Raw genomic sequence first — 17,020 nt, 5'->3', positions numbered from 1 at the left:
GCCGTGGCCCGGCTGCCGCTCGCCGTATCCACCGGCGCCCTCTACCTGGTGCCGCCGGTCGCACTGGTCGTCGCGTTCGTGTGGCTGTCCGAGATTCCTCATCTGCTCGAAGTGGCGGGCGGCGCCGTCGTCATCAGCGGCGTGGTGCTGCTCAACCAACGTTCCCGCACGACCATTCAAGAGGAGTGACGGATGCCAGACGCTGAGATACCCCCAGCGGACGGCTGGGACCCTCCGCAGATGACAGACGAGGATTACCTTGACTTGCTCTGTGGGCCTATCGATAGTCCACCGGTCAGCTCATCTGGCCAGCCGGCGGTAGCAGATGAGGGTGTAGGCAATACTCGCGAAGGCTAGAAAGTGCCTGGCTTCGCGTTCGTAGCGGCGATGCAGACGTCGGCAACCCGCTAGCCAGGCCGTTGGGTCGGCCGCGCGGCGAGGTGTCTGCCGTGGCAGGTCTTGTTCCGCGCGGCCTCCCGCCGAACCGGACATGACGGTTTCCCGGCCATCCGGCTCTCCAGTGACTACGGCGTGAGTGGTCTGGCTGGCTGTTCCGAATGGATGCGGTCGTGGCAGATATCGCAGGCCACGACCGTTTTGCGACGCCGGTGGAGCATGACGCGCGCCCAGTCGGAAGGCTGCCATCCGGCATGCGCGAGGTCGGCGAGAGCGCGGATGTGGTGCACTTGCACGTTGCCCTTGTTTCCGCAGATCTCGCAGGTATCCGCCAGGAGTCTTGCATGAGTTCCTTTTGCGGATAGTCCACCCTTACCGGCTCGCGATCGGCGAGTTCTGCCGTTCGTTGCCGTTGGAGAGAAATACCACCGAACCGTGCCACCAGTGGTTTCCTGTTCCCTGACAACTGAGCCCGGTCGCTGGTTTTCTGACATGCTGTTGTCCCCTTCACCTTTCGGATCCAGGTAAGTCATCCGGCCCAGGAACCTCCTTCCGAGTTCCTCCCGGCTCAGCCGGGGATACAAACAGAGCGCCTCGTGGCGCACATGGTGCGCTCGATGGTCCAGCGATGGCGTCCCAGCCCCTTGGAAGACTCGATGCCCCTGCGGGCGATGCGGTGCCGGGTGCCACGCTGGCGTAACCATCAGACCCGACCGACCGCGGTGCCGTCGGTGCATGAAGGCAGACTTTCCCATGGGCTTGTCAGGCTGTGCTCGCGGCGGGTTGTGCGGGTTCGAAGCGGCGTCCGTCTTGGCGTAGAGCTCACAGGGCGTCGACACGTCACCGGGACGAGGACCACGTCGGCCTAAGAGCGGCGTTCCCCCTCGGGGCGGTGTGCGGAGCCTTCGTCCGTCTCGTCAGCGCCCCTTGTCCGCGGTCGCCGCTCCGCTGTCGATGCGGGCCGTCCCGCTGGGTGCCTGCAGTCCGGCAGGGACACGGACGCCCTCGGCAGTGCCGAGGTGCCCGAGCCCCTGTACGGGCCATGGCGGGGATCACAGCGCTGCTGGTCGGCCCCAGGGGGAATACATGCTCAGTCATGTTGTTTGATTTGCATGCGAAGTCATGTATCAGCAGGGAGAACACCATGCAGTTCGGCATCTTCGGGGTCGGTGACATCTCGCCCGACCCGACCACGGGACACACCCAGAGCGAGGCGGAGCGGATCAGCAACCTGATCAAGATCGCGCGGCGGGCCGACGAGGTGGGCCTCGACGTGTTCGCGCTGGGTGAGCACCACAATCCACCGTTCGTGATGTCCTCGCCGCCGGCGCTGCTCGCCCACATCGCGGCGCTGACGGAAAACATCATCCTGAGCACCGCGGTGACCCTGATCACGACCAATGACCCGGTGAAGATCGCCGAGGACTACGCGATGGTGCAGCACGTCACCAAGGGGCGGCTGGACCTGATGCTCGGCCGCGGGAACACCGTGCCGGTATATCCATGGTTCGGCCAGGACATCCGCCAGGGCGTCCCCCTTGCCCTGGAGAACTACAACCTGCTCCACCGGCTGTGGCGCGAGGACGTGGTCGACTGGGAAGGACAGTTCCGCACCCCCCTGCAGGGCTTCACCTCCACCCCGCGTCCGCTGGACGACGTCCCGCCGTTCGTGTGGCACGGCTCGATCCGCAGCCCTGAGACCGCCGAGCAGGCGGCTTACTACGGCAACGGGTTCTTCGCCAACCACGTCCTGGCCCCGAACTTCCACTTCAAGCCGATCGTCGAGCTCTACCGGCGACGGTTCGAGCACTACGGCCACGGCACCGCCGAGCAGGCCATCGTCGGTCTGGGCGGCCAGGCCTTCATCGCCAAGCGCTCCCAGGACGCGGTCACCACCTATCGGCCTTATTTCGAGAACTATCCGGTCTTCCGCGGCTCGAAGCTGGATGACTACATGGCACACACGCCGCTGACCGTCGGCAGCCCGCAGGAGGTGATCGAGAAGGTTCTCACCTTCCAGGAGGGCTTCGGGGACTACCAGCGCCAGCTCTTCTCGGTCGACGCCCTCGGCCTACCCCTCGACATGGCGTTGGAGCAGGTCGAACTGCTGGGCACCGAGGTGGTGCCGGTGCTGCGCAAGGAGATGGCGGCCCGCCGTAAGCCCGGTGTCCCCGACGCCCCGACACACGCTTCCCTGGTCAGGGCGAAGTACGGCGACGCCGAGCCGCGTCAGCCGCGCCCGAACCCGAACCGGGGCGACAACCTGTCGGGCACCTCGCCGTACCAGGACAGCGACCCGGCCGTCGAAGCCAGCTTCCCGGCGGCGTTGTGATGACCGGCGTCAGCCGCCTGGCGAACGAGGCCTGGGAGGCGATGTTCCGGGCCCAGGCGACCCTGGCGCGAGAGTTCGAGTACGAGGGCGACTGGGGTGGCTTCCCGCCACGCGAATACGGCGTGCTCTACGCGCTGGCCGGAGCGGGGGACGGCTTGCGGATCACCGACCTGATCGACGACGTCCTGCTCACTCAGGCGGGGGTGTCCCGGCTCGTCGCCCGCCTGGAGAAGCGAGGGCTCGTCGAACGGCGGCCCGATCCCGACGACGCCCGCGCCTGCCGCATCGTTCTCACCGCCGAAGGCCGTGACGTGCAACGGCGCATCGGCCGCGCACACGCCCGGCATGTCACGGCCGCGATGACCCGGGCCCTGACCCGCGAACAACTGGAGACGCTGCGCGAGCTCGGCCGCGCACTTCTCGCCGCGGCCCCGGCCACCGCCGACCACCCCACGAAAGCACCCGCGAGGGACACCCCATGAACGACCTCACCCCCGCCGCGGCCTCGTTGACGATCGCCGTCGTCAACGCCGGCGTCAGCGATCCCTCCTCGACCCGGCTGCTCGCCGACCGCATAGCCCAAAAAACGGTCGACACCCTCGCGGCGTCGGGCATGGCAGCCACCGTGCGCTCGATCGATCTCGGTCCGCTCGCCACGGACGTCGCGCAGGGCATCGTCTCCGGCATGATGAACCCGAAGGTGCAGTCCGCCATGGAGCTGCTCGCCCGCACCGACGCGGTCATCGCCGCCACCCCGGTCTACAAGGCGGGGATCAGCGGCCTGTTCAAGTCGTTTGCCGACCTGATCGACAACGATCTGCTCATCGCCAAACCGGTCGTCCTTGCTGCGACAGGCCAAAGCGCCCGACACGCCATGGTCGTCGACGACCAGCTCCGGCCGCTGTTCGCTTTTCTGCGCACCATCCCGGTGCCCACCTCCCTGTACGCGGCGCCCGAGGACTGGGCGTCGACCGACCTCGGCAAGCGCATCGCCCGAGCCGCACAAGAGCTCTCCGTTATGCTGCGCAGCGAAGCTGGCCAGCAGATCGCTGACAGCAACTGGGGCGGCTACGACCACCAGTTCAGCGGCAACGCCACGCGGGCAGAGCGATCCCTGGGCGACGTCGACTTCACGACCGACCTCATGCGACTCGCCACCGGCAAAAGCGCACGCCCTCAAGGAGGTGACCAGGCCGGTGCACGTTGACGCACCCGCCCTGGACAGGGGGCGGGCGGGATACGAGCGATCAGGCCGACGTGCGACGGCGGTGGTCATAGGAGGCGGACAGTCGGGGCTCTCGGCCGGTTATCACCTCAAGCGGCGCGGCTTCGCCAGCGCCCTGACCGGCCCGCACGGCTCCGACGATGACCGGACCTTCGTGGTACTCGACGCCGAACCGGCACCCGGCGGGGCGTGGCGTCACCGCTGGGAGTCGCTGCGGATGGGAACCGTGAACGGCATTTTCGACCTGCCCGACTTCCCGCAACCCCCCGTCGACCCCGACGAGCCCAGCCGCATGGCGGTGCCTCGCTATTTCGCCGCCTTCGAGCAGGCGACCGGCCTGCCGATCCTTCGTCCGGTCACCGTCACCTCCGTACGGACCGTGGACGACCGGCCCGACGCAGAGCTGGTGGTGGAGTCGAGCGCGGGGACGTGGACCACACGGGCGGTCATCAACGCCACCGGCACCTGGACCAACCCCGTCCGCCCCCACTACCCGGGGCAGGAGACCTTCACCGGCATCCAGGTGCACACGCATGACTACGTCTCGGCCGACCGGTTCGCCGGCCAGCGGGTCGCCGTCGTCGGCGGCGGCATCTCCGCACTCCAGCAACTGGAGGAGATCTCACGGGTGGCCACCACGTTCTGGTACACGCGTCGCGAACCCGTTTTCCGCGAGGTCGGGTTCGAGCGCGAGGTCGCCGGCCGTGAGATCGTCGCCAAGGTAGCCGCCGATGTCGAAGCGGGCAGACCCACCGGCAGCGTCGTCTCCTACACCGACTTGGCCTGGACCCCGTACGCGCTGGCGGCGAAGCAACGCGGGGACCTGAAGCGTCGACCCATGTTCACCGCCGTCGAACCCGGCGGCGTCCGCGAGGCAGACGGTTCGTTCACGGCCCTCGACACCATTCTGTGGGCCACGGGGTTCAAGGCTGCCCTGGCACATCTGGAGCCCCTCATGCTGCGCAACGAGCTCGGCGGGATCACCATGCGCGGCACCCAGGTGGCCGGCGAACCACGCGTGCACCTGGTCGGATTCGGACCGTCCCAGTCCACCATCGGCTCCAACCGCGCCGGCCGCCAAGCGGTCAACAGCCTGCTGCAGCAGTGGAAGACCACCGCACTGTCCCTTGCCGGCCCCACGGGCACGCCCGGCGAAGGACCCGAGGCCCACTCATGAAGTTCCAGAGGTCCCCGTCGCACTACCGAATCTCAAGAACCCTTGAAGGCTCCATCCATGAAGGCAGGGGAGCCTTCAAGGAAGCCGATGCGAGAAATCAAGACAAACACTAAGACTGCCTTAACTAAGCAGTTATTAATATTGACTGGATTTCCCTAAAGCGGGGTTTTAGAGTAGTGGCAGTTAGGGCGCTGCGGGCTCCACGGAGATCGAGAAGAGTCGAATCAGGCAATAGCACAGCAAACGCCCGGTGTCCGTAGGAAGACGGACGGTATCCAATCCACGGGTAGACCTGGGCTTACGTCCTCGGCTTCGGCTTGTTACTGCACACTAAAGGGTGTTGCAGAAGGCCGCGATCAGGGCATTTCCCTTGTATGCGTGGGGTGTTGACGGCTGATCCGTTGTGGGTGGAGACGTTCACGGGGCTGCGGATGAAGCAGTTCGAGCAGTTGTTGAAGGTGGTGCGGGAGCGGGGTGGCGGCGGGCCGCATGGGGAGGCCGTGGTGTCTGCCGCTTGCCTACCGGGTGCTGCTGGTGGCTGTCTACTACCGCACGAACCTCACCATGCGGCAGCTCGCGCCGCTCTTCGGGGTCTCGCCTGCCACGGTGTGCAGGGTCATCCAGCAGCTGCGGCCCCTCCTGGCACTCGAGCCGGCCGCACGGCCCGTCGATGCCGCGGACCGGCTGCGGATCGTGGACGGCACGCTGGTCCCGGTCCGTGACCGCAAGGTCGGCGCCTCGAGCCGCAACTACCGCTTCTCCGCGAACGTGCAGGTCATCATCGATGCGGACACTCGCCTGGTCGTAGCCACCGCCCGCCCGGCTCCGGGCAACAGGGCCGACGCCCATGTATGGCGCGACTCCGGTCTGCCGCAGCAGTGCCAGGGCGTCACCGTGCTCGGCGACGGCGCCTACATCAACACCGGCCTGGTCGTCCCGCAACGCAAACGACCCGGCCGGGCCCTCCTGGCCGGCGAGGAAGCCGACAACGCGTAGCATCGCCGGGTCCGTGCGCGGGTCGAGCATGCGACCGGCCGGCTGAAGAGCTACAAGATCCTCCGCGATTGCCGACAGCACGGCGACGGCCTCCACCACGCAGTCCAAGCTGTCGCCCACATGCACAACCTCGCCCTGGCCACGTGATCAGAACAGCCATGACCGCCCTCTGGCCTGCAAAAACACGGCCTTCTGCAACACCCTTTAAGGGCTGTCCCGCGGCTCCGCCTCAAGCGGTAGTGTGCCGGATGCGGCGTCCTGACTGTCAGTCATCGAACCGTGGGTGCTGCTGGCATGATGATGCTCATGACCACGTACGGATAGAACGATGCCGCGTAGACGGCCCGGCGCACTGCGCGCGGACAGTCTCCCCGTATCGCATGGAGCTTGCCTCCAGACCGCATCGCCTTTCTGCCCGAGCCAGCGTCGCGACAGACCAGATAGAGCGGCTCTCGGGCGACTACTAGCTCTACTCGGGCGCAACCGACCGGCCGCTGCGGCGGTACCTGATCTTTCTGGAGGCAGCGGGACGGCAGCCCTGTATCCGCAGGATGCGGAGTGCGACTGCCGTTGTCCTGGCCTCGGGCCGAGCTGGACCAGCGAATGCGTGCTCTGGTCGCTGACGCACTGCGAGTCGCCTTCCAACGGCGCCGACCCGCAGCTTCCGTGATCTTCCACTCCGACCGCGGCTGCCAGTACACCAGCCACGAATTAGCCCAACTGACAAGTCAGTTGTGTATCCGGCTGGCCGTCGGCCGCACCGGCCAGTGCTGGGACAACGCACTGGCCGAGTCCTTCTTCGCCACCCTGAAGAACGAGCTGCCTGGCCGGGCAGGTCCGCCGCACCGCGATCTTTGAATGGATCGAGAGCTGGTACAACCTGCATCGACTCCACAGCAGCCCGGCTACCGCAGTCCCGCCGACTACGAAGCCGCCTCGCCGCCTGACCACACCGACGGTGTCCGTCAAGGCAGAACAAGCTGAGTTCGCCGCGCGTCGGTAGTGGCATGCTGCGGTGCGCATGAGCTGTTCGCCGCAGATGATGACGGCCTTGAAGCCGGTCTGGCTCATGGCGGCGAAGTTGGTCGGGCAAGTGGCGACCGCACTGCGGGGAACGAGGCCGGCGGACGGTGCGAGGAGGCGGGTGCCCTCATGCGGTGATTGGCCGGGGCGAAGCCGTCGATGAGCACGCTGGTGGCCCATTCGTGCAGGCGGGATCGGGCGGAGTCCTGGGCTTTGCGGTGAAACGTGCGCTCCAGAGCCGGCATGAGGGTGGCCACCAACGCAGCGACAAGTTGCGCCACCTCTGGTCCCAGTTCCGGGCCCAGCTACGGCAGTTCCTGGACGGCAGCCGCCGCCGTCGCCTGCATTCCCTCGCCCGAACGGCGGGCCACGGCCATCGTCCGCGGCGCCGCTGGCGCCCTGGCCGGGAGCGTTGCGGGATGGGTCACCTTGTGGATGAGCCGCGCTGCCACGGCCTTTGAGATCTCACACCCGCTTGCGGCAACCAGCGCGCCACCTGGGGTGCCGGCTGCCGCGGGGGTTTCGAGAACCTCGAAGCCCCCGCTGGGGACGCCGCGCTCGTGGGTCCCGCATGGGCAACGGTTCAGGTCAGTGCGCCGATGCTCAGCCAGGCACCGGGGGCCGCACCCTCTGCTTCGTAGCAAACGCCGCAGGTGAGCCGCCTGGCTTCGGGCAGCGGGACGGAGGAGTCGGGTGGGCCGGGCAGCGGGTCGGCAGTGACATGCAGGTGCTTGCCGCAGATCCCGGCCCCGCACCGGGCGCATACGGCCAGGGCATGGGGCGGCCTCGGGGTGACGGTCCCTGCTTGACGGGGAACACTGCAGTCGAAACAGTCCATGGTGATGTGCCTTTCTGTGCTTTCGAAGCGTTTCGGGGAGACTGAGGGGAAGAGAGCCGAAGATTCGCCCGCCAGGCGTGTCCAGGCGAGGTGCCTGGGTGATCGTCGGGTCACGTCAGTGGGCGCTGGTCTTGGCCTGGTCGAAGACTTCATGGCCCTGAAGCCGTGCGCATAGCCGCCGCCCGCGCGCAGTGCTGCGGCGATCATGACGGTCTCCGCCAGGCTGGGTCGCGCCCAGGGCACGAGGTGGGAGTGGCCGCGCCCGTCGCCGGCCTCGCTATGTGCGATAGGTCTCCAGCAGTCGCAACCAGACCTCGCTGATTGTCGGGAAGGCGGGCACGGCGTGCCAGAGCCTGTCGATCGGCACCTCGCCGACGACCGCGATGGTGGCCGAGTGCAGAAGTTCTCCCACGCCCGGGCCTACAAAGGTGGCCCCGGCCACGGTGCCACGGTCGGTGTCGATGAGCACGCGGGCCTTGCCGCGGTAGTCCTCGGCAAACTGGACTGCACCCGGGACCTGTCCGATGTCGTAGTCCACCACGTCCACCCGTCGCCCTGTCCGCTCGGCCTCTCGCGTGGTCAGGCCGACGGAGGCCACTTCCGGGTCCGTGAAGACGACCTGGGGGACTGCGACGCTGTCGGCCGTGGCAACGTGTGCGCCCCACCAGCTGTCGTCCACTGGTTCGCCCTTGGCGCGGGCTCCGATGACCGCGCTGGCGATCCGGGCCTGGTACTTGCCCTGGTGGGTGAGGAGGGCACGGTGGTTGACGTCGCCCACGGCGTAGAGCCAGCCGCCGTCCACGGCGGTCACCTGACAGGTGTCGTCCACGGTCAGCCAGTCACCCGGGGTGAGGCCGACGGTCTCCAGGCCGACGTCCGACGTGCGAGGAGCCCGTCCGATGGCGAACAGGATCTCGTCGGAAGTCAGCTCTCCACCGTCCGCAAGGTCGATCCGCAGCTCGCTGCCGGCCCGTGCCACCGACGTGACCTTCGTTTCGAAGCGCACGTCGACGCCGGCCTCGCGCAGGCTCTGCGCGACCATCTCCCCTGCGAAGGGCTCCATCCGGTGCAGCAGTCCGTCCTCGCGGACGAGAAGGGTCACCCGGGAGCCGAGCGCCTGCCAGGCAGTGGCCATCTCGATAGCCACCACACCCCCGCCGACCACGGCCAGCCGCCCCGGCACCTCGTGGGCGCTGGTCGCTTCCCGGCTGGTCCAGGGGCGCACCTCCGCCAGCCCTTGCAGGTCCGGCAATACCGCGCTGGTGCCGGTGCAGAGGGCGACGGCGTGGCGGGCGGACAGTCGGATCCTCTCGCCATCGTGGGTCTGCACCGTGACCTGCTTCGGTCCGTCGAGGCGTCCGTGACCGCGTATGAGGTCGACGTCCTCCTGCTTCAGCCATTCGACCTGGTCCTCGTCCTGCCAGTGGCCGGACATGGCATCACGGTGCGCCAGGACGGCGGCGACATCTAGGGGTCCTTGCACCGCCTGGCGCAGTCCAGGGACACGTCGCGCATCCGCGCGCGCCACTACCGGCCGCAGCAGCGCCTTGCTGGGCTCACAGGCCCAGTATGAGCACTCGCCACCGACCAGCTCACCCTCCACGATCACCGTACTCAGACCGGTGGTGTGGGCACGGTCGGCCACATTCTCACCGACCGGCCCCGCGCCGATGACGACCACGTCATAGACAAGGGATACGTTCTGCATGACTACTGCTTTCCTTCTGTTGGGTGTGGACCAGACGGACGCGGGCCGGACCACGCCTCGCCGTCGGACCTTGTGATGTTCCGTCGGCGGCTGCAAGGGCAAGAGCGGCCCTGCGGAGCACGACCTGGTCAAGATCGGCCGTCGGCTTGCGGATCTGGGCAGCGACACGCGGCCACCGCACGAACTTGCGGGGACCACACGCCCCTTGACCGTCCTGCGGTGCCACGCTGCCTCAGTACTCGTGGTACACGCCGTCGCGTGGACCTGTGCACGCCCTCGTCCTCTGTCAGCGGCCCGGGAACCGCTTCGTGATCTCCTGCAGCACCCAGCCGTTGCCGTCCGGGTCGCTGAAGGAGGCGAAAGAAAGGTAGCTACGACGTTCGGGGTCCGGTCCAGACACTCGCCCCTCCGTCCCGGGACGGTCGAACACGCCGCTCACGTCATGGAACACCTCACTCACGTCGGCGCCCCGGTCAAGGAGTTCGGCTCGGGCCTCGTCGATGTCGCTGACCACGAGGTACAGACCCTGGGCGGACCCCGGCTCGGCTGAGCTGACACCGGTGCCGAAGATGACCGAGCAAAGAGAACCGGGAGGGGTGAACTGCACTACACGGAAGCCCTCGTCGACGACGAAGTCACCGTCCGGTCGCCACCCCAGTCCCTCGTAGAAGCTCTTGGCCTTGTCAACGTCAGCGACGGGTATCACGACGACCTCTAGTTTCATTTCCATGATCGTTGCTCCTGTTCCGTTTCATTAGCAGCCTCGGTTCTTGCCTCCAACAATGCAGGGAATCGAAACAAAAGGTCCAGTTAGTTATATTTTGCCTACCTTGAAGAATCACTGAATCGCCCCTGCTCACACCTCCGCAAAATCCCCTGCAGGAACTCGGGGTTGCTCACATGGGCCAACGGCGCGCCAGCAGCCCCCGACGACCGCCGCAGTCGCTCTCCGTGACACCGCGATCACGAAAAATCGATGACTGTGCGGACTCGCACAAGTGAAACTCCGTCCCCAAATCAGGCGCCCCGCCGCTGCGGGCGAACCGGGTTCCCGGCGAGACGGCGGGCGGAGTCGCCCGGCCGAGAACGAAAGCAGACCGGACACGATCTCCAGACCATGCCGCCGAGCAGCAGCGGCAACGACGCCACCCATCGGCCGGAACCTTCACCCAAGTCCTGCTCGGCCGAGCACGGTTCGGTCGACATCTTGACCTGATACCCAGTCAGTTTGTCGTTCCGGAGGAGCAGACGGTCTGCGTATGCCACGTTCACGTCGCGTACCCGACTTGGCCTTGGCCCTCGGGATCAGCAACCATGTGCGTACATGCCTTGCCGTCCTCATCGCTCGGCCCGGCCCATTCGCCCTACTGGACCGGGCAGGGCACCGGCTATGCAGGCACTGCCGGCGCGGGTCCGCCACGTGCTTCGAGTCCCCCGACGCGACCCTCGGCCCGGACGTTGCCTCCAGCGAGGACGGCTGTTTCTGCTGGTCGGCAGGGGCCGGCCGCAGGTGGTGCAGGTGCCGGTCCAGCACCTCAACAGGTCCTGGAGCTCGTCGAGGACCTGGCAGAGGGTCAGGCCGGCATCTGCGCTTTTGGGTCGAGCCGCCGCAGGGTGAGGAAGGCCTGGGCGGCAGTGACGAAGGTGACGTGGTGGTGCCAGCCGCGCCAGGTACGGCCCTCGAAGTGATCCAGGCCCAGGCCGTGCTTGAGTTCGCGGTAGTCGTGCTCGATCCGCCAGCGCATCTTCGCCCACCGCACCAGGTCGGCGACCGGGGTGGTGGCAGGCAGGTTGCTCATCCACTAGCCGGTCGGCTCGGCCGCCGTCTCGGGCTGTTCGACCAGCAGAGTCCGCAGCGGCAGAACTCCGTCCCACCGGTTGCGTCCTCCGGCCTGTTCCTGGGCGGTTCGGCAAGCTTCCTTGCCCGAGGGCCGCACCTGAAGCACGGCGAAGTACGAGGTTATCGTGCCCTTGCTGCCCTGCCGCCAGTGACCTTCTGGAACACGGCGCTCTCTTCAACGAGGTCTGGCAGCGGCCGCGGTGCCTCGGGGTACCGGGGCAGGGTCGGGGGACCCAGCCCGCCATAAGCAGGTTGATACGGCTCCGCGTCGGCAGGCCGTGCGATCTCTTTCGGGTCGAGCAGGAGCAGGGCGTCGCGGGACAGCTCGCGCCGTCCTCGGCGGTGAGGGAGTACACAGAAGGGGGGCGGCTGTCCTGTTCGAGCGGTGACCAGACGGTTCATCGGCTCGTCGTCCGACAAGAGCACGGCACCTACCGGGCAGGCGTGATGCGCTCTCAGATCTGCTGCTTCTGCAGTACGGCCGTCTCAGCAGCCTGATGAAGAAGCTCCTGGAAGCAGCGGATGTCGGGTCGCCGGGACGTGCCGCTCTGGCTGACCGAGTAGACGGTGCGAGTTACCGGGTGAAGGAGACGGTGCAGGCTGATCGGCCCGGGCAGCGTGTCCGGCAATGTCATCCGGGGAAGCAGGGCTGCTCCGGCGCCTGCGGCAACCAGCGCCGCCAGCACTGAGAAGTCGCTGCTGCGGGAGCGGATGGTCGGCACGAAACCGGCCGCGCCGCAGGCACGCTGGATCATCTCGTAGCAGGACGTCTCCGGTCCGGGCGTGAGCCAGACACTGTCGGACAGGCGCGCCAGGTCCACGCTTTCACCCGGCTTCAGCCCCATGCGTGCGGCGTGTTCGGGATGCAGCGCAAGCAGGACGGGTTCCTCAAGGAGCTTGGTCTGCTCACATCCGCTGGGGAAGTCCCGTGGCAAGACCGTGTATCCGTGGACGACGGCCAGATCGACGTCCCGTCGACGCAAGGCCTCAAGGGCCCTCTCGGGCTCCTGCTCGAAGAGTTCCAGCGTCAACGAGCCTTCGGTTTCCGCCTGTGCATCCAGGATCTGTTTCCACACCGGAGCGATCAAGGCGCGGGCCGCGGACGCGAAGGCGGCGACGCGCACGATGCCGTGACCGCGCCCGCGCATGGCCTCCAGATCCGATTCTGCGGCTGCCAGGTCGCTCAGCACGATTTCGGCATGGGACACCAGCAGCTCACCGACAGGGGTCAGATGCAGAGTGCGCCCCCGCTTCTCCACGACGGGCAGCCCTACTTCCCGTTCCAGCGCAGCCAGTTGCTGAGAAATGGCGGGAGCGGTCAGATACAGCGCTTCCGCTGCGGCCGCGACCGTGCCGTGGGTGGCCAGGTACTGCAGGACTCGAAGTCGTCGCACGTCAAGCATGAACGTTCCTTACGCATTCCCTGTGAATAGTTCAAGCATAGCCATTCTTCGGGCACCCTCCACAATGGCTGCCCGCATTCCGATGTTTACATTTCGAATTACAGGAGAACTGTCACGTCCGGAAATTATTCAAAGGGATTCCTGCCGATCTGTTCGGCGAATCTTCTCGTCGATGCGTCCAGCGGCTTCATTTCATCGGCCCTTCGCCCGGGAGCACTGGCTCTGCCGGCTTCGTTCTGTCAGTAACCACACTGTCACCGCACCCCATCATGGCGACTGTCGCCTCGGTGGCCGCACCCGGCCAGGCAGCCAGGGCCCTGGGAGACGCGGACGCCGGCCTGGCCCTCGGGTGTTGCTTTCCCGTACCGCGTCCGGAGCGCCATGTGTTCGCGAACATCGGTCAGTGGCTCACCCTCCCGGGCGGTAGTTGCTGTTCGGCCCAGATGATCTTGCCGGCCGTTGTGCGGCGAGTGCCCCACCGGCGGCTCAGCTCGTCGATGAGGAGCAGCCCGCGGCCGTCTGGGTCGGTGCTGTGGGGATGGCGTACCTGCGAGAAGCTACCGATGGTGTCGTGGACCTCGCAGGTCAGGACCTGGTGCCGGATCAGGCGTAGCTGGATCGGCCCCTTGCCATGACGGAGGGCGTCGGTGATGAGTTCGCTGATGATCAGTTCCGTCTGCTCGTGCAGTTGCTCCAGCCCCCAGTGATGCAGCTGGCGGGTGGCTAGGGCCCGGGCGCCACGAACGTCGGACAGGTTTCGCGCAAGCTGCCATGTGGCGACCTGGCCGGGGCCGAGCGAACGGGCGCGTGCGAGAAGCAGGGTGGCGTCGTCGCCGGGTGCCTGGAGGGGCATCGTGTCCATCGCGGCCGAGCAGAGGTCCTCCAACGGGAGGCCGGGTTGTGTCAGGGCACCGCCCAGACGATTCATGCCCTCGTCGAGGTCGTGGCCACGGTTCTCGATCAGACCGTCGGTGTAGAGGGCGAGCACGCTTCCCTCCTGCAGTGGCAGGGTCACGGACTCGAAGGGCACCAGCCCCACGCCGAGCGGGACTGCGGCGCGCAGTTCGGGAAAACTGACGCCGCCGATCGATGATCGCGGGCGGCGGGTGGCCGGCCCGCGCGATCGTGCACTGCCGGGTGACCGGGTCGTAGACGGCGTACAGACATGTGGCGGCCATCGTGCCGGCCGCCGGGTCCCTGTGCTCGGCATCCGTCTGGGCAAGACTGATGACCTGCTCGTCGAGGCGGCTGAGCACTTCCTCGCACGGCAGGTCCAGATTGGCGAGTGTGCGTACGGCGGTGCGGAGCTGGCCCATGGTGGCGGCCGCGGTGATGCCGTGCCCCACCACGTCGCCGACGACCAGGGCGACCCGTGCTCCCGACAGTTGAATCACGTCGAACCAGTCGCCTCCGACGCCGTGCTGGCTGTCAGCCGGCAGGTACCGCCAGGCGACGTCGGCGGCGGATCCGCCGGTTGGGTGGTGTGGGAGCAGGTGGCGCTGCAGGGCCGGTGCCGCGAAGCGCTCGCGGGCGTACTGGCGGGCGTTTTCCATAGAGAGCGCCGCCCAGCTGACCAGTTCCTCGGCCAGGAGCAGATCGTCCCGATCGAACGGCGCACGGTCTTCGATGCGTGTGAACACTGCCATCCCCAGCACAGCGCCCCGGACGTGGATCGGGACGATCATGGCGGAGTGCATCGAGTGTCCGCTGCTCTCCCGCGTCTGTGCCGACTCGTCGTGTGACAGCCAGCTGTCGGGAGAGCAGTGCAGCATCGGCTCGACCCGGGACCCGCCGGAGCGCAGGACGCTGACGAAAGGCGAGGTCGGCGGGACGACGACTGTCTCTCCCCGCGCGTATAGGGGTGCGGGTATCGCCTGGCCGGTCGAGGCCAGACCTGCGCGGCGGAAGCCGGGGATGTCTCTGCTCTGCGGGGCGGCGCGGGCCAAGGGTTCCTCTCCGCGGAAAACCGCCTCTGTCAGGTCGACGGTGACGTGGTCTGCGAGGAGCGGAACCGCGAGGTCGGTCAATTCCTGCCCAGTCCGCATGACGTCCAGGGTCGTCCCGATCCGTCGGCTCGCCTCTCCCAGGATCGCCAGACGCTCTCTGGCTCGCCGGTTCTCGGTGACATCTACGCTCACCACGCAGACGCCCAGTCCACGGCCGGCTGCGTCGTCGAGCCGGAAGAAGGAGGCCGCGAAGGTGCGGTCCTCGCGGGCGTCGGTCGGCATGAAGGATCGGAATTCCACGTTGACCGTCGGGACGCCGCTCAGCAGCACCTGTCGCATGAGTGCCTCGAGCGTCGTGGCCTCCGTGCCGGGCACCGCCTCCGTCAGCCTGCGCCCCAGCCTCTGCTCGGCTGCGATACCGTCCCTGATTCCCTGGACGTTGTTCACCCAGATACAGCGCAGTTCGGTGTCACGAATCACGAGGCCGACCGGCAGGTGCGGTGACGCATCAGGCTGGGGTGAGGCATGCTCGACGGCCTCGGTCGCCGAAACGACCCACCGGGTTCGGCCGTTGTGTCCGGACAGCGACTGCACCCACAGGTGCACCTCGATCGTGCGGCCGTCCCGGTGCCGGATCTTGGCGGAGCCTGACCAGGGAACCGACGCGCTGTCGGCTCTCGGGAACACCGTCAGGCTGATCCGGGTCTCAGCAGCCGCCAGCAGGACGGCGGCAGAGCGGCCCACGACGTCGGCGGCGCAGTAGCCCACGAGCCGCTGGGCGGTCTGCGTCCAACCCACCACCGTCCCCCGCCCGTCGAGCAGGGCTATCGCTGGCCCGGCCGCCTGGGAGGCGACCTGCGCCGCGTCGATTGCCGTGTGCGTGCTCATCAGTCATTTCTTCCGGTGTCCCCTCGGTGAGGTTCGCGGGGTACTTGGCGTCGGTCGTATGCCGCTTCTTCGCACGCGGCGTTATGCGGCGCTGCTCACTGGCAGGCTTCCTCCACCGCAAGGAGCACCCAGGTGGACTTCGTGCCGTCTCGGTTCACGCTCGTTCCCCACTCCTTGGCGAAGTGGTCGATCAGGAGCATGCCTCGTCCGTGCTCCGCGGCAGCCGACGGCTGCCGGGTGGCAGGAAGGACAGGCGAGCCGTCGCTCACGTTGATGCGGAGCCCGTCGTCGCCGTACTCCAGCGTGAAGCTGATGCGGCCATGAGCGGCGTGCACCACCGAGTTGGCGACCATCTCGGACACGCACAGCTCAGCCGCCTCGACCAGGCACGGCAGATGCCACAAGGCAAGGGACTCGGCCACCATGTGCCGGGCACGCGGGACCTCTTGCTCATCGGTGGCGAGGACCTCTGCCAACAGCGTCCGACGATCCGCCTCTGCCACGATCATCGGAACTCCCAGTGATGCGATCCGGGAACGCGCTCAGTGACACCAACGACGTCGCGTTGCGGGCAGAGCATGAAACGGTGGGCAGCGCCGCAGTTCGGCAGCTTCGTTTCAGGATGCCGGGGCCAGTGCCTGCACATGGTCAACTCCTTGTCGGACGGAGTCTCCGGGCTGTGCCGTCGAATCGTTGGGCGGCCTACGGAACCTGTCGGTTCGCCATCGGCTCGGAAACGCACATCGTGTTTCATCCACCTCCCACGGTGCGCGCAGCAAACCAAAAGGTCCAGTTAGTTGTTCTAGCCTCATCGAATAAGAGGTCTTAATTGTTGTCCGAAATTCTGCGACGCCGCCTCCCGCTCCCACGCGTGGCACCGGCCCGCAACGACCCTCCTCGAGAGGGGCCTGCGTGGTTACAGATTCCCTGGCCTCGACGCATCGGCCGACGGGGCCTGTCGTTACTGTCGACGGCCGGCACTTCCGGCACCCGTCGGATCGCCGCGCTGGCAAGCGCTCGATCAGCAGGAATCAACTACCAGGGCAACCCACTCCCCCCATTCATAAACAACGCTTCATTTATATCCAAGAATAAGTAACTGGACCTTTATCGCCTTGCGGGCCATCGTTATTGCCATGAGAAGCACCGGAACCCGCAGCTTCCTCGCCCTGGCAGGGGTCGTCGTCCTCTGGGCCTCGGCTTTTCCGGCCATCCGCGTCGGGGTCGACGGCCTGGGCGTGGCCGGAC

Annotated in this window: 10 protein-coding genes and 7 pseudogenes; 7 read left to right on the top strand and 10 right to left on the bottom strand. The window is 67.1% G+C overall.

Annotated elements, in window-relative coordinates; all coding sequences use genetic code 11:
• Positions 1-189, top strand: a pseudogene (locus tag ACZ4N4_RS46220) (hypothetical protein); the annotation flags it as partial.
• A gap of 111 nt (positions 190-300) precedes the next feature.
• Here the strand turns inward: ACZ4N4_RS46220 and ACZ4N4_RS46215 are convergent.
• From ACZ4N4_RS46215 to ACZ4N4_RS46205, 3 genes and pseudogenes are all read right to left on the bottom strand, one after another.
• Positions 301-417, bottom strand: a pseudogene (locus ACZ4N4_RS46215) (IS5/IS1182 family transposase); the annotation flags it as partial.
• A 107-nt stretch (positions 418-524) separates the two neighbouring features.
• Positions 525-890, bottom strand: coding sequence for an HNH endonuclease (locus ACZ4N4_RS46210; RefSeq protein WP_467600913.1), 366 nt, complete (start codon positions 888-890; stop codon positions 525-527).
• A gap of 113 nt (positions 891-1,003) precedes the next feature.
• Positions 1,004-1,096 (bottom strand): annotated as a pseudogene (locus tag ACZ4N4_RS46205) (IS5/IS1182 family transposase); the annotation flags it as partial.
• A 444-nt stretch (positions 1,097-1,540) separates the two neighbouring features.
• On the opposite strand from ACZ4N4_RS46205, the gene ACZ4N4_RS46200 reads away from it, so the two are divergent.
• The 6 genes and pseudogenes from ACZ4N4_RS46200 (at position 1,541) to ACZ4N4_RS46175 (ending at position 6,984) form a co-directional block, all read left to right on the top strand.
• Positions 1,541-2,728: a CE1758 family FMN-dependent luciferase-like monooxygenase gene (locus ACZ4N4_RS46200; RefSeq protein WP_467600910.1), complete on the top strand. Its 1,188-nt coding sequence runs from the start codon at positions 1,541-1,543 to the stop codon at positions 2,726-2,728.
• Positions 2,728-3,210 (top strand): MarR family winged helix-turn-helix transcriptional regulator, encoded by a 483-nt coding sequence (locus tag ACZ4N4_RS46195; RefSeq protein WP_467600907.1) that lies wholly within the window; start codon positions 2,728-2,730, stop codon positions 3,208-3,210. Before ACZ4N4_RS46200 ends, ACZ4N4_RS46195 begins: the two co-directional genes overlap by 1 nt.
• Positions 3,207-3,935 carry a CE1759 family FMN reductase gene (locus ACZ4N4_RS46190; protein WP_467600904.1) on the top strand — a complete coding sequence of 243 codons (729 nt, stop codon included), beginning with the start codon at positions 3,207-3,209 and terminating at the stop codon, positions 3,933-3,935. The genes ACZ4N4_RS46195 and ACZ4N4_RS46190 overlap by 4 nt, the downstream gene beginning before the upstream one ends.
• The gene (locus ACZ4N4_RS46185) at positions 3,925-5,130 is read left to right on the top strand and encodes a flavin-containing monooxygenase (RefSeq protein WP_467600901.1); all 1,206 of its coding nucleotides are present in this window, start codon (positions 3,925-3,927) and stop codon (positions 5,128-5,130) included. Before ACZ4N4_RS46190 ends, ACZ4N4_RS46185 begins: the two co-directional genes overlap by 11 nt.
• A 374-nt stretch (positions 5,131-5,504) precedes the next feature.
• Positions 5,505-6,273 (top strand): annotated as a pseudogene (locus tag ACZ4N4_RS46180) (transposase family protein).
• 456 nt (positions 6,274-6,729) lie between these two features.
• On the top strand, positions 6,730-6,984 hold the full coding sequence (locus tag ACZ4N4_RS46175; protein ID WP_467600898.1) for a DDE-type integrase/transposase/recombinase: 255 nt from the start codon (positions 6,730-6,732) through the stop codon (positions 6,982-6,984).
• A gap of 1,280 nt (positions 6,985-8,264) precedes the next feature.
• On the opposite strand, the gene ACZ4N4_RS46170 is transcribed toward ACZ4N4_RS46175, so the two are convergent.
• The 7 genes and pseudogenes from ACZ4N4_RS46170 to ACZ4N4_RS46140 all read right to left on the bottom strand — a co-directional run bounded on the left by ACZ4N4_RS46170 (position 8,265) and on the right by ACZ4N4_RS46140 (position 16,281).
• Entirely contained in the window at positions 8,265-9,695 is a 1,431-nt protein-coding gene (locus tag ACZ4N4_RS46170; protein WP_467600894.1) for a dihydrolipoyl dehydrogenase family protein, read from the bottom strand.
• A 286-nt stretch (positions 9,696-9,981) separates the two neighbouring features.
• On the bottom strand, positions 9,982-10,425 hold the full coding sequence (locus ACZ4N4_RS46165; protein ID WP_382729486.1) for a VOC family protein: 444 nt from the start codon (positions 10,423-10,425) through the stop codon (positions 9,982-9,984).
• Between the two features lie 844 nt (positions 10,426-11,269).
• Positions 11,270-11,844, bottom strand: a pseudogene (locus ACZ4N4_RS46160) (transposase); the annotation flags it as partial.
• Between the two features lie 146 nt (positions 11,845-11,990).
• Complete coding sequence (locus ACZ4N4_RS46155; RefSeq protein ID WP_467600891.1) at positions 11,991-12,938, bottom strand: LysR family transcriptional regulator; 948 nt, start codon at positions 12,936-12,938, stop codon at positions 11,991-11,993.
• 403 nt (positions 12,939-13,341) lie between these two features.
• Positions 13,342-15,066, bottom strand: a pseudogene (locus tag ACZ4N4_RS46150) (PP2C family protein-serine/threonine phosphatase); the annotation flags it as partial.
• Between the two features lie 40 nt (positions 15,067-15,106).
• Positions 15,107-15,772: pseudogene (locus tag ACZ4N4_RS46145) on the bottom strand (PAS domain-containing protein); the annotation flags it as partial.
• Positions 15,773-15,867: 95 nt separating this feature from the next.
• Positions 15,868-16,281 carry an ATP-binding protein gene (locus ACZ4N4_RS46140; protein WP_467600888.1) on the bottom strand — a complete coding sequence of 138 codons (414 nt, stop codon included), beginning with the start codon at positions 16,279-16,281 and terminating at the stop codon, positions 15,868-15,870.
• Positions 16,282-17,020 lie beyond the last annotated feature (739 nt).

The sequence above is a fragment of the Streptomyces sp. NPDC026538 genome (genome assembly GCF_055567535.1).
This window is presented reverse-complemented; position numbering and strand designations above follow the sequence as displayed.

What these genes read in the sequence shown, in the direction of transcription:
- ACZ4N4_RS46140 (WP_467600888.1), bottom strand. Translation starts at nt 16,281, where the DNA reads ATGATCGTGGCAGAGGCGGATCGTCGGACGCTGTTGGCAGAGGTCCTC.
- ACZ4N4_RS46210 (WP_467600913.1), bottom strand. Translation starts at nt 890, where the DNA reads ATGTCAGAAAACCAGCGACCGGGCTCAGTTGTCAGGGAACAGGAAACC.
- ACZ4N4_RS46165 (WP_382729486.1), bottom strand. Translation starts at nt 10,425, where the DNA reads ATGGAAATGAAACTAGAGGTCGTCGTGATACCCGTCGCTGACGTTGAC.
- ACZ4N4_RS46200 (WP_467600910.1), top strand. Translation starts at nt 1,541, where the DNA reads ATGCAGTTCGGCATCTTCGGGGTCGGTGACATCTCGCCCGACCCGACC.
- ACZ4N4_RS46195 (WP_467600907.1), top strand. Translation starts at nt 2,728, where the DNA reads ATGACCGGCGTCAGCCGCCTGGCGAACGAGGCCTGGGAGGCGATGTTC.
- ACZ4N4_RS46175 (WP_467600898.1), top strand. Translation starts at nt 6,730, where the DNA reads ATGCGTGCTCTGGTCGCTGACGCACTGCGAGTCGCCTTCCAACGGCGC.
- ACZ4N4_RS46155 (WP_467600891.1), bottom strand. Translation starts at nt 12,938, where the DNA reads ATGCTTGACGTGCGACGACTTCGAGTCCTGCAGTACCTGGCCACCCAC.
- ACZ4N4_RS46190 (WP_467600904.1), top strand. Translation starts at nt 3,207, where the DNA reads ATGAACGACCTCACCCCCGCCGCGGCCTCGTTGACGATCGCCGTCGTC.
- ACZ4N4_RS46170 (WP_467600894.1), bottom strand. Translation starts at nt 9,695, where the DNA reads ATGCAGAACGTATCCCTTGTCTATGACGTGGTCGTCATCGGCGCGGGG.